The organism is Conexibacter sp. S30A1 (genome assembly GCF_023330665.1).
Taxonomy (GTDB): Bacteria; Actinomycetota; Thermoleophilia; order Solirubrobacterales; family Solirubrobacteraceae; genus Palsa-465.
In genome coordinates, this window is the sequence record NZ_CP097127.1 from 2601427 (window position 1) to 2613439 (window position 12013).

General features: G+C 70.0%; 12 protein-coding genes. 5 read left to right on the forward strand and 7 right to left on the reverse strand.

Annotated elements, in window-relative coordinates; all coding sequences use genetic code 11:
• Positions 1–5: 5 nt before the first annotated feature.
• Positions 6–941, reverse strand: a complete 936-nt coding sequence (locus M3M54_RS12530; RefSeq protein WP_249019385.1) for a D-alanine--D-alanine ligase — start codon at positions 939–941, stop codon at positions 6–8.
• Positions 938–2254 carry a PLP-dependent aminotransferase family protein gene (locus M3M54_RS12535; RefSeq protein WP_249019386.1) on the reverse strand — a complete coding sequence of 439 codons (1317 nt, stop codon included), beginning with the start codon at positions 2252–2254 and terminating at the stop codon, positions 938–940. The genes M3M54_RS12530 and M3M54_RS12535 overlap by 4 nt, the downstream gene beginning before the upstream one ends.
• Positions 2255–2277: 23 nt before the next feature.
• Here M3M54_RS12535 and M3M54_RS12540 point away from each other — a divergent pair, with 23 nt between their 5' ends.
• From M3M54_RS12540 to M3M54_RS12555, 4 genes are all read left to right on the forward strand, one after another.
• Entirely contained in the window at positions 2278–2871 is a 594-nt protein-coding gene (locus M3M54_RS12540) for a DUF4126 family protein (RefSeq protein ID WP_249019387.1), read from the forward strand.
• 35 nt (positions 2872–2906) lie between these two features.
• Positions 2907–4388, forward strand: a complete 1482-nt coding sequence (locus M3M54_RS12545; RefSeq protein WP_249019388.1) for an alkaline phosphatase family protein — start codon at positions 2907–2909, stop codon at positions 4386–4388.
• 34 nt (positions 4389–4422) lie between these two features.
• On the forward strand, positions 4423–4905 hold the full coding sequence (locus tag M3M54_RS12550; RefSeq protein ID WP_249019389.1) for a GtrA family protein: 483 nt from the start codon (positions 4423–4425) through the stop codon (positions 4903–4905).
• A gap of 77 nt (positions 4906–4982) precedes the next feature.
• Entirely contained in the window at positions 4983–6698 is a 1716-nt protein-coding gene (locus M3M54_RS12555) for a hypothetical protein (protein WP_249019390.1), read from the forward strand.
• 30 nt (positions 6699–6728) lie between these two features.
• Here the strand turns inward: M3M54_RS12555 and glmS are convergent, their stop codons facing one another.
• From glmS to M3M54_RS12570, 3 genes are all read right to left on the reverse strand, one after another.
• A complete protein-coding gene (gene glmS / locus M3M54_RS12560; RefSeq protein ID WP_249019391.1) occupies positions 6729–8543 on the reverse strand; it encodes a glutamine--fructose-6-phosphate transaminase (isomerizing) in 1815 nt (604 codons plus the stop codon).
• A gap of 13 nt (positions 8544–8556) precedes the next feature.
• Positions 8557–8823: a hypothetical protein gene (locus M3M54_RS12565; RefSeq protein ID WP_371878585.1), complete on the reverse strand. Its 267-nt coding sequence runs from the start codon at positions 8821–8823 to the stop codon at positions 8557–8559.
• Positions 8824–8900: 77 nt separating this feature from the next.
• Positions 8901–9695, reverse strand: a complete 795-nt coding sequence (locus tag M3M54_RS12570; RefSeq protein WP_249019393.1) for a TIGR00282 family metallophosphoesterase — start codon at positions 9693–9695, stop codon at positions 8901–8903.
• A 24-nt stretch (positions 9696–9719) separates the two neighbouring features.
• Between M3M54_RS12570 and M3M54_RS12575 the strand changes: the two genes are divergently transcribed.
• Positions 9720–10946 carry an AI-2E family transporter gene (locus tag M3M54_RS12575; protein WP_249019394.1) on the forward strand — a complete coding sequence of 409 codons (1227 nt, stop codon included), beginning with the start codon at positions 9720–9722 and terminating at the stop codon, positions 10944–10946.
• A 13-nt stretch (positions 10947–10959) separates the two neighbouring features.
• On the opposite strand, the gene M3M54_RS12580 is transcribed toward M3M54_RS12575, so the two are convergent.
• Both M3M54_RS12580 and M3M54_RS12585 read right to left on the reverse strand, forming a co-directional pair.
• A complete protein-coding gene (locus M3M54_RS12580; protein ID WP_371878670.1) occupies positions 10960–11751 on the reverse strand; it encodes a sulfite exporter TauE/SafE family protein in 792 nt (263 codons plus the stop codon).
• Positions 11752–11766: 15 nt separating this feature from the next.
• Positions 11767–11985 (reverse strand): hypothetical protein, encoded by a 219-nt coding sequence (locus tag M3M54_RS12585; protein WP_249019396.1) that lies wholly within the window; start codon positions 11983–11985, stop codon positions 11767–11769.
• Positions 11986–12013 lie beyond the last annotated feature (28 nt).

Sequence of the window (12013 nt, forward strand, 5' to 3'; positions counted from 1 at the left end):
CTGCCCTACGCGGCGCCCGCGACGATCCGCGCGATCAGCTCGTCGAAGCCGATCCCGGCCGCATCCGCCGCCTGCGGCAAAAGCGAGGTCTCGGTCAGGCCCGGGATTGGGTTGACCTCGAGCACGTGCGGCTCACCGTCGCCGTCCAGCATCAGGTCCACCCTGGCGAACACCGAGCAGCCGAGCACCTCGAAGGCCTCAAGCGCCAGCGCCTGCGTGCGCGCGGCGAGCTCCGCGTCGAGCACGGCCGGGCAGATGAAGCGGGTGCGGCCGATCTCGTAGCGTGACTCAAAGTCGTAGAAGGAGTCCGCCTCGGGCACCGCCTCGACGATTGGCAGCGCGCGCGGCAGGCCACCCTCGACCAGCACCGACACGGCCAGCTCGCGCCCGCGCACGTAGCGCTCCAGCAGGACCTTGCTGTCGTAGGAGAAGGCCGCGATCAGCGCGGCCGGCAGATCGCCCTGCGCGCGGGCGAACTTGATGCCCAGCGCCGACCCCTGGCGCGCCGGCTTGACGACGATCGGGAAGGCTAGCCGGGAGCTGATCGCGGGCAGTGCCTGCGCCACGCCCAAGCCGCGAAACGCCGCCTCGCTGAAGGCGTAGAACTCCGGCGTGGGGATCCCGGCGCCGCGCAGCGCATGCTTGGCGAGCACCTTGTCTGACGCGAGGATGCAGGCAGCCACGCGGGAGCCCGTGTAAGGGATTCCCAGCGCCTCCAGCAGCTCCTGGACCGTGCCGTCCTCGCCGTCGCGCCCGTGCAACGCCACGAACGCCAGCTCTGGGGCGGCCGCCTGAAGCGCCTCCACCAGCCCGGCGCCGCCGTCCACCTCGATCACCTCGTGGCCGAGCCGGCGCAGCGCCGCCTCGACTCTGGCTCCGGATTTGAGCGAGACCTGACGCTCGAGCGAGTGGCCGCCCTTCAGCACAGCGATGCGCGTCATCCCGTGCCACCCTCCCGTGGCCGGTTGTTCTGCCCGTTGCCGCGCTGCCCTGTGAGTGTGCTGTAGAGCGCCACCTGCTCGCTGATCACCTCACCGAGCCGCCGCACACCGTCGCGGATCTCCTGCTCGCCCACTCCGGAGAAGTTCAGGCGCATGCACGAGCCGCCCCGTCCGTCCACGTACGCGGCCCGGCCCGGGACGAACGCGACCCGCGCTGCGATCGCGCGTGCCAGGAGGTCGGTGGTGTCGATGTAGTCAGGCAGTGTCGACCACAGGAACAGGCCGCCCTCCGGGTGGGTCCATGAGGCCTCACGCGGGAAGTGCTCCGCCAGCGACTCCAGCATCACGTCGCGCCGCCCCCGGTAGAGGTCGGCCAGCGAGCGGACGTAGTCAAGCCACGGCCCAGAGCGGAAGTACTCGGCGATGAAGTACTGGGAGACAGAGGACGAGCAGAGGTCGGCTGAGCCCTTGGCCAGCACCAGCTGGCGCAGCACCGGCGGCGGCGCGACCAGCCAGCCGATCCGCACGCCGGGCGAGAGGATCTTTGAGAACGTGCCCGCGTAGATCACGAAGTCACCGTCCAGCGAGTACAGCGTCGGCAGCGCCTCGCCCTCGTAGCGCAGCAGGCCGTAGGGGTTGTCCTCGACCACCAGCAGCTCGCGTTCGCCGGCGATCTGGAGCAGCTCACGCCGGCGCTCGAGCGCCATCGTGACGCCAGCCGGGTTGTGGAAGTTCGGGATCGTGTAGATGAACTTCGGCCGCCGACCTTCGCGCTCCAGCCGGGCCAGCGCGTCGCGCAGCGCCTCGATCCGCATGCCCTGGTCGTCCATCGCCACCTGGATGACGTCCGCCTCGTATGAGCAGAAGGTCGGCACGGCGCCCGGATAGGTCGGCGCCTCGGCAACGATCACGTCACCGGGGTCGATCAGGATCTTGCAGATCAGGTCGATCGCCTGCTGCCCGCCGCTGGTGGGCAGGACCAGGTCCGGATCCACCTGCATGCCCTCCGCCGCCATCACCGCTGCGATCGTCTCGCGCACGTCCGCGATCCCCTCCGTCGGCCCGTACTGCAGCGCCCGCGCGGCCGAGTGTGCCGCAACCCGGCCCATCAGCTCGGTCATGTAACCGGGCGCGAACGTCGAGGTGTCCGGCAGTCCGCCCGCAAACGAGATCACGTCCTCGCGCGCGGTCAGAGCCATCAGGTCGCGCATCGCGGAGGATTTCATGACGCGCGTGCGCCGTGCGAACAGGGCGCCGTAACGCTCGATCTCGTGCGCAGCACCCCGCGGCCCCCGCGGCTCGTCTATCGTCACGCCTGAGCACGGTAGCGAATACGGTGAGCCTCGCCTTCGACATATTCCAGGGCATCGGCATCGCGGCGGCGATCGGCATCCGGCCGTTTTTGCCGAGTCTCGCCGCCGGAGCGCTCGCGGCCGGTGGCGTCGAGCTGCACTTCGACCACACCTCCTACAGCTTCCTGCAGTCGGCGCCGCTGCTGTTGGCGATGGTGCTTGGCGCCGCACTGCTGGTGGTGCTCGACCGGGGTCTCTGGGCGGATCGCTTGCACAGCGGCCCGCTGGCCGCTGTGCTCGCCGTGATCTCGCTCGCCCTCGCCGGCCTCTTCTTCGCGGGCTCGCTGGTGCGCGGCCACCACGCCGCCTGGCCGGGCTGGGTCGCCGGCGTGGCCTGTGCCGCGCTTGCGCTCGCCGCAACACGCCCGTTCCTGGCGCGTGTGCGCGCCCGCCTCGACGCGGGCGCGGCTGCGGTGGGCGTGCCGCTCATCGCCGATGGCCTCGCCCTGGTCACCTGCGTGCTGGCCGTTGTTGCGCCGCCGCTCGGACTCGTGGCCCTGGGCTGGTTGGTCTGGCTGCTGATCGCCGGCCGCGGCCGCGGTGAGACGAAGTACGCCGGGCTGCGGATCCTGCGCTGATGGCGCTGCGCGCGTTCACGAAAGCGCGGCCCTAGATGAGGAAGCTGGTGCTCGTCGTGATCGACGCGATGAAGCCCGAGATGCTCGAGCGCGCGATCGCCGCCGGGCGGGCGCCCGCGCTCGCGCGCATCGCCGCCGACGGCGTCTACGTGAGCGATGTGGTCGCCGCGTTCCCCTCGGTGACGCCGGTCTGTGCCGCCACGATCACCACCGGCGTTGGCCCTGACCGCCACCGAATCCCGAGCATGAACTGGTATCACCGCGGCGAGGGCCGCTACGTCGAGTACGGATCGAGCTTCTCGGCCTCGCGCCAGGCCGGGGTTCTGCGCTCACTGACCGACACGGTCTACCGCATGAACGCCGAGCACCTGGCGGCCGAGACCCCGACCGTGTTCGAGTCCCTCGACGACGCCGGGCTGCGCACCGCCGGCACCACCTACCTGATCTACCGTGGCCGCCACGAGCACGAGGTCGCCCAGGACTCGGCGCTCGGGCGGATCGTCGCCTCGACGCTCTTTCGTCAGGCGATCCTGGGCCCGCGCGAGCTCTTCTACGCCGACCTCTACGCGAGCCGCCGCACCGGTTGCCGGGGGCAGCTCGGGCTGCCGGGCGCGCGCGACCAGCACACCGGCTGCGTCGGCTCATACCTCGTCGAGCACGATCTCTTCGACTTCATGCTGTTCTCGCTGCCCGACAACGACTCCAACTCGCACCGCAACGGGCCACAGGCACAGGTGGCCTCGATCGCCGCCGCCGACCGCCAGCTCGAGCGGCTGATGCACGCTGGCGGTGGGCCGGACCGCTTCCTGCAGGACCACGCGGTGATCGTCACCTCCGACCACTCGCAGGCGCTTGTGGAGGCGAGCGTCCGGCTGGACCTGGCGCTCGCGGACTTCCGTATCGCCACGCCCACCGGCTCGGGCTCGGTGGGCGCCGAGCTGGCGCTCAGCCCCGCGCAGCGCAGCGCAATGATCTACGTGCTGGACGGCGAGCGGCGTGAGCGGCTCGTCGCGGACGTGGTGGCGGCCGTCGCGGAGCTGCGCGGCGTCGATCTGACGATGTGGCTGAGCGCAGGCGCGGATGCGCAGCCCGAGGCGGTGATCCGCGCGCCGGGTGGCGCCGAGCTTCACTTCGCGCCCGGCTCCGCGCTCGCCGATCTGCGCGGCAATCGCTGGGACGTCGACGGCGACCTCGGGGTCCTGGCCGCGCACGTGCAGGACGGGCGCCTGCTCTGCCCTGACTATCCGGACGCGCTCGCGCGGGCCTGGGAGGCCTTGCGCTGCCCCACGGCTGGTGACGTGCTCCTGTCGGCGGCGCCGGGGTATGAGTTCGTCGACTGGGGCGGCGTTGCCCATGTCGGTGGCGGCAGCCACGGTTCTTTGCACCGGTCCGATTCGCTCGGCGCGCTCTTGTGGTGCGGCACCGGCCCCGAGCGCCGTGAGCAGCGCGAGCAGTGGACGCTGCGCGAGGTCACGCCGATGATCCTTTCGCACTTCGGCCTGCCGGCAGGCGTTTAAGCTGCGCGCAGGTTTGCCGATAGGATTCTTATCGGTGTCTGATGAGCTGACCCATACGATCGAGTTCCCCGCCACCGCGCGCACCGCGAGCAGGTTGACGAGCCTCTATCGGCGCCTCTCCTATGAGGTGCGCCACCGCGAGAACCACAAACAGCTGATGCGCTTTCTCGTGGTCGGTGCCTCCGGGTACGTCGTCAACACGGTCTGCTTCTGGATCTTCATCCATCCGATCGCGTTCGATTACACCCTGTCGTTCGTGGCGGCCTTTCTCTGCGGCAGCGTCAACAACTTCATCTGGAACCGGCACTGGACCTTCAAGGCTCATGACGAGCACGCCGCCCGTCAGGGGATCCGCTTCCTGATCGTCCAGGCCAGCGTCGCGGCCTGCGCCTATGGTGTGATGGTCGCGTTGATCGCGACGACCAACATCTGGAAGGTTCCTGCGGACGCGCTAGCGTGGATCATCGTCACCCCCGTCTCCTTCGTCGTGCAGAAGCTCTGGAGCTTCAAGGCCTGAGTCGCCCGGGGCGGCGGCGGACTCGCCGCTTTCTTGGCCCGGTCGTTCTGCTTGCGTTTCTCTGGCTGGCGGCGGTTGTGCCGGCGAGCGCGCTGGCCGCCGGCAATCCGCCGGGGCAGCCGGCGCCGGTCTCGGCGCCGGCGGGCACGCCGGTGCTGATCGCAGGGCCCTACTACTCGCCCGGGCCCCACCACGTGGCGGCGATGGACACGCCGCCGGCCGGCTACCGCCTGACCGGCAACCAGGTGCTGGCGGCCGCCTTCGCCAACGCGACCTTCAGGCACGAACTGCACCGTCGCCCGCACCTCGCCGCCTACGTCTATACGCGCGGGGTCGGCTTCTGGCAGGTGAGCCTGTTCACGCCGCCCGCGCCGGCCGGGCCCAAGCACCAGATCGAGATGCTCGAGCTCTACGTCGCCGACGGCACCGGCGCGGTGACCCAGGTGTGGACCGGCTACCAGGTCGCCTGGACGATGGCGCGCGGCTACCCCGGCGCCTTTGGTCGTGTGATCAACGCGCCCTATGTCTGGTTGCCGCTCTGTGCGCTGTTTCTGCTGCCGTTCATCCCCTGGCGGCGGCGGCCGACGCTATGGCACCTGGACCTGTTGATGCTGCTCGGCTTCTCGATCTCGCTGGACTGGTTCAACAACGCCGACCTGGGGCTTTCGGTGCCGCTCGTCTACCCGTTTTTGCTCTACCTGCTGATCCGCATGCTGGCGCTGGCGGCCGGACATGGGCGACCGCGGGAGCCGCTGCACACCTGGATCCCGACGCGCTGGCTGGGCGTGGCGCTGATCTTTCTGGTCGGCTTCCGGATCGGGCTCAACATCGTCGACTCCAACGTTATCGATGTCGGCTTCGCCGGTGTGATCGGCTCGACCAAGCTGATTCACGGCGCGCAGCTCTACGGGCACTGGCCGGCAGATAACCCGGCCGGGGACACCTACGGCCCGGTCAACTATTTCGCCTACATCCCCTTCCGCCTGATCTTCGGCTGGAGCGGCTACTGGGACAACCTGCCCGCTGCGCACGCCGCCGCGATCGCCTTTGACCTGCTCACCATGGTGGGGCTGGTCGTGCTGGGCAGGAGCTGGCGTGATTTGCGGGCGGGCGTGATCCTCGCCTACCTGTGGGCCGCCTACCCGTTCACCGCCTACGTGCTGATGTCCAACTCCAACGACTCGCTGGTGGCGCTGATGGTCGTTGCCTCGCTGGTCGTGATCCGCTACGCGAGCACGCGCGGGGTGATGGGGGCGATGGCCGGCCTGACGAAGTTCGCGCCGCTCGGACTGGCGCCGCTTTTGTGGCGCGGCGTCGGCCGGCGGCTGCCCTCGCGCTGGGCCACCGCCCGGTTCGCGATCGCCTACGTGGCAACGATCGCCGTGGCGATGGCGCCGGTGTTCGTCACCCACGACTGGTACTGGTTCTGGCACGACACGATCGTGTATCAGGCAAACCGCCCGGCGCCGTTCTCGATCTGGGGCCTGTGGGGCGGCTTCTATGAGACGCTGAGCCTGCCCGAGCACATCGTCCTGGGCCTCGCGGTGCTGATCGGCCTGGCTGCCCCGTTCTGGCCGCGCGGCGAGCGCACCATGGTCGAGGTGGCCGCGCTCGGCGCCGCGATCATCATCTGCATGCAGATGGGGATCACCTACTGGTTCTACCTCTACATCGTCTGGTTCTTTCCGCTGGTCGTCGTCGCACTGGTGCTCGCCCACCCCGAGCCCGAGCCGCCCGAGGACGTGCTGATCGCCGCGCGAATCCGCGCCGGTCTGATGGCGCTGCCGACCTGAGGCGCCCGGCTCACGCCCAGGGGCCGGTCCTCACTCGACGGTGACGCTCTTGGCCAGGTTGCGCGGTTGGTCGATGTCGCGCCCCAGGGCCGCGGCGGCGTAGTAGGCCAAAAGCTGCAGCGGCAGGCCGAGCAGGATCGGGTCGAGTTCCGGCTCGCTCTTTGGCACCAGGATGAGCCTGTCGGCGAGCGTGCCGAGCTGGCGGTGGGCGACCGCCAGCACCTCGCCACCGCGCGAGTGGATCTGTTCCAGCGACGCCAGGTTCTTCTCCAGCAGCTCATCGTCGGGGACGATCGCGACGGTCGGCAGCTCTGGTGAGATCAGTGCGAGCGGGCCGTGCTTGAGCTCCGCCGCCGGGTAGGCCTCGGCATGCACGTAGGAGACCTCCTTGAGCTTCTGCGCGCCCTCCAGGGCCACCGGGTAGCCACGCACACGGCCGATGAAGAAGGAGCTCTGCGCGCTCGCGATCCAGGCCGCGAGCTGCTTGAGCTCGTCGTGGGCGGCGAGCGCCTCGGCCGCCTTGTCAGGCAGCTTCGCGAGCGCGCTCAGCAGACGCTGCCCGTCGGCCGGTCCGAGGTCGCGCAGGCGCCCCAAATGCAGCGCCAGCAGCGCGAAGGCGACGGTCATGGACGTGAACGCCTTGGTCGAGGCGACCGACAGCTCGGGGCCCGCGTGCAGGTAGATGCCGCCGTCGACGGCGCGCGCGATGCTCGAGCCGGGCACGTTGACGACGCCCAGCACGCGGCCTCCCTTGCGGGCGATCTCCTCGACCGCCGCAAGCGTGTCGGCGGTCTCGCCGGACTGGCTGACCGCGACATACAGGGTCTCGGGCTCGATCACCGCGTTGCGGTAGCGAAACTCGGCTGCGGACTCCGCCGCCGCCGGTATGCGTGCCAGTGACTCGAGCATGCCGGCACCGACCATGCCGGCGTAGAGCGCCGACCCGCAGGCGATCACGTGCACGCGTCGGAAGGCGCGCAGCTCGCGCGCGGTGAGGTTCAGGCCGCCGAGGCGGGCGGTGGCGAGGCGCGCATCCAGCCGGCCGCGCAGCGTCGCATCGATCGCCTGCGGCTGCTCGGAGATCTCCTTGAGCATGAAGTGCTCGAAGCCGCCGCGCTCGTAGTCCGAGGCGGCCGACTCGAGCGTTGTGGCGGTCTTCACGGTGGGGCGCGCGTCGAGCGTCGCGGTCGAAAACGACTCGGCTGTGACCGTCGCCAGCTCGCCGTCCTCGAGGTGGACCACCTGTTGGGCGTGGCGCACCAGCGCCGCCATGTCCGAGGCGCACAGCATCTGGTGATCGCCGATGCCGATCAGCACGGGGCTGCCGTTGCGGGCGAGCACGATCCGGTCCGGCGCCGTGGCGTCGAGCACCGCGATCCCGTAGGCCCCATGCACGCGCCGCAGCGCCCGCCGCACGGCCTCCTCCAGGTCGTCCGCGTCCTCGCGGGCGATCAGGTGCGCGAGCAGCTCGGTGTCGGTCTCGCTGCTGAACTGAACTCCTTCGGCGCGCAGGCGTTCGCGCAGCAGCGCGGAGTCCTCGATCATGCCGTTGTGCACCACGGCGATGCGGTTTGCCATGTCGACGTGCGGGTGGGCGTTCGCGTCGCTCGGTTGCCCGTGTGTCGCCCAGCGCGTGTGCGCGATCCCGACCTGTCCGCTCAGCCGCTTGGGCATGCTTGCGGCCAGGTCCCTGACCTTGCCGGCGCGCTTATGCACGCGCAGCGTACCGTTGCGGACGACCGCGATCCCGGCCGAGTCATAGCCTCGGTATTCAAGGCGGGCGAGCCCTTCCAGCAGCACCGGCACGGCATCCTGGCGGCCCACGTAGCCGACGATTCCACACATTCGCTAACCGCTCCTATCCGTAGATCATGCGTCTGACCTGGCGCTCTGAAAGTGCCGGCCCAGGGACCCGCCGTGCCGCCAACTCGCGGGCGATCTGCCCGAGGCTCTGGGCGTTTGTGACACCCGCTCGCTGCAGCTCGCGGTGGCGGCGGCGGACGAACTCTTCGCTGCTCTCCGAGAAGTAGGCGACCACCTCCTCCACGACTCTCGCGGCGGCGCTGCGGGAGATTCCGGACTGCTCCAGGTGGTCCAGCAGCGGGCTCAGGTCGTCGGCCACCATCGCCAGCTATTGTGCCAGTTTCGCTCAGTTTGATGGCAATTCTGCCCGATTTCGGGCAGAAGCACGGGATTTTGCGTCTACAGTGGTTCCTGAACGGCGACGATCGACCGTGCTCGCATCGGTTCCGCCGCACACACGATCAGCGCGCCCTGAAGCCAGGGGTCCTCGTCGGCTGACTCAAAACGCGCTGGCATGTGTGTAACCATCGCGTCGATCGCCTGCTGGCGCTTGACGCCGAGCACGCCGCCGCGGGCGCCGGTCATGCCGACGTCGGTGATGTAGGCGCTGCCGCCGGGCAGCACCCGCGCGTCCGCGGTGGGAACGTGCGTGTGGGTGCCGACCACGGCCGTGACGCGGCCATCCAGATACCAGCCCAGGCCGACCTTCTCGCTCGTCGCCTCGGCGTGTATGTCCACGAGTACGTGGTCGGCGCGGCCGCGCAGCGAGTGCAGGGCGGCGTCGGCCTCGGAGAACACCGGCAGGGCGCCGCCCATATACAGGTTGCCCGCCAGCGAGATCACGCCCAGCCGCACCCCGCCCGCGGCGCTCTGCACCACGCAGCTGCCGTGCCCGGGCTGGCCGCGCAGGTAGTTGGCCGGGCGCAGGATGCGTGGCTCCTCGTCGAGGTAGGCGTAGACCTCGCTCTGGCGGTAGGTGTGGTTGCCCAGGGTGATCACGTCAACCCCGGCGGCGAACAGCTCGCGCGCGATCTTCGAGGTGATGCCGTGGCCACCGGCGGCGTTCTCGGCGTTGACCACGACGAAGTCGATCCGTGTGCGCTCGCGCAACCTCGGCAGGACCGCCAGCAGGGTCCGGCGGCCGGCGCTGCCAACCACGTCTCCGACAAACAGAATCCTGACTTCGTCGCTCATGCCCCCCATACTGTCTCAAAGGTCATGAACGAGACGGAGGTTCAGCCCCACGAGGACACGCTGGCTCCCGGCGAGCTGCCGCAGGCCGTGCCGCTGCCCGAGGGGCAGCCTCCGGCCCACGCCGGCCGGGCAGAGGCGCTCGCGGGCGCGCTGGTCGCGCCGGCCGTCGTCCCACGCTGGGTGCAGCTGGTGCTGGCGCCGCTTGCGATCGTCGGGCTCTGGGAGCTCGCAGGCGCGCTCGGCCAGCTGCTGGTGGTGGTCCTGGGCGCAGCCGTGATCGCGCTGATCCTCAACCCCTTGGCCAGACAGATCGAGCGGCTGCTGCCTCGCGGTTTGGCGATCGCGGCGAGTTACCTGGCGATCCTGCTCGTCTTCGCCGGGATTGGCCTGCTGCTCTCGGCCCCGGTAACCGATCAGCTCACCCACTTCACAAACCACCTGCCGCAGTTCGTCCGCCGCGTCAACCACGACCTGCTCGGTATCCAGACGTTCCTGCACAGCCACGGCGTCAGCATCCAGATCGCCCAGCAGGGACACACGGCGCTGCAGACCCTGCAGAAGCAGTTGCTCAAGAGCTCGGGCTCGATCCTGTCCTTCTCGCGCGACGTGCTCGGCCAGCTCGTGACCATCTCGGTCGACCTGATCCTGACCTTCGTGCTGTCGGTTTACATGCTCGTCTACGCGCGTCAGATCGGCGCCCTGGCCCGCCGCTTGATGCCCGCTGGTGACGGCACGCCGACCGACGACTACCCGCTGATGGTGCAGCACGCCGTCTCCGGCTACGTCCGCGGTCAGCTGCTCTTCAGCCTGATCATGGGCTCGAGTGCCGGCGTCGTGCTGGAGGTCATGGGTCTGCTCGGGCTCTTCCGCGACGGTTCTCACTACGCGGTCTTCTTCGGCCTGTTCTACGGGCTCATGGAGCTGATCCCGTACATCGGCCCGATCCTCGGTGCGGTCCCGCCGCTGGCCGTGGCGCTCGCCACCCAGCCGATCGCCGCGCTCTGGCTGCTGGCCGTGTTCGTCGCGCTGCAGCAGCTGGAGGGTCACCTGATCGCGCCACAGGTTTTCCGCATCTCACTGCGGATCAACCCGATCCTCGTGATCCTCGCACTGCTGTTGGGCTACCAGGCCTACGGTGTTCCGGGGGCGCTGTTGGCGCTGCCGGTGGCCACCGTGCTGCGTGCGACCGTCATCTACCTGCGCCGGCACCTGGTGCTCGAGCCCTGGTCGGCCGGGCAGCCGCACCTGTAGGCGCGCGGCCCGTTCAGACGCTTGGCTTGACCCACAGCCAGACCGCGAGGCCGAGCCCGAGCGCCGCCACCAACCAGCGTGCGAGGACCCGTGGCAGCGCCCGGGTGACGGTCGGGCCGATGGTCGAGCCGACCAGCGCGCCCGCCCCCAGTGCGATCGCGGCCGGCCAATGCACCGGTCCCAGGAAGGCGAGCAGGACGCCGGCGGGTAGCGTGACCGAGCCGTTGATCATGTTCTTGACCGCGTTGGCGACCGGCAGGTCACGCTCCACCAGGACGAGCAGCAGCGCCAGCGTCATCACCCCGGAGCCGGCGCCGAAGTAGCCGCCGTAGACCGCCAGCAGCGCGAGCCCGGCGGCCAGCAGCGGGCCGTGATGCTCACGTCCATGTCCGGCGCCAGGCTCGCGCTGCGAGCGGCGCAGGCGGGCGTCGCGCAGTGCGCTCAGCCATGGCTCGGCGATCAGCGCCAGAGCGGCTGCCACGATCAGGAACGGCACCACGCTCGCAAACGCGCCCGGCGGCGTGAGCAGCAGCAGGGCTGCCCCGGCGCCGCCGCCCGCGGCGGTCAGCGGCAACCAGCGCCCCAGCCAGGCGCCCCAGCCGGACAGCTCGGCGCGCGAGCCGAGGGCCGAGCCCGGCCAGCAGGCGTTGAGCGCAACGAGGTTGGTCGCGTTGGCGGCAAACGGGGCCAGGCCGACCGCCAAAAGCGCCGGGTAGGAGACCAGCGAGGTGATGCCCCCCGCGGTGCCCACGATCCCGGCCAGCAGGCCGGCGGCGATCAGGAAGGCTGCGTGCAGCGTGCTCAGCGCGCCCCCGCGCGCTCAGCGCATCCCCGTGACGCGCAAAAAGCGCCACACGCTGACGGCGCAGATCAGGAGCAGCACGATCGGCAGCGTCAGGCCCATGACGCCGGCGACCGCCAGCACCAACGTGCCAACACCGAGAAGCCCAGTGCCGCCGCCAAGCAGCACCAGCCGGTAGGCCTGGCGTTCACGCTGGCTTCTGGGCGTGTAGTCGCGGCGCTTTTCGATACCGGCCATTGCCAATGAGCTTAGCGGCGGCCGGCAA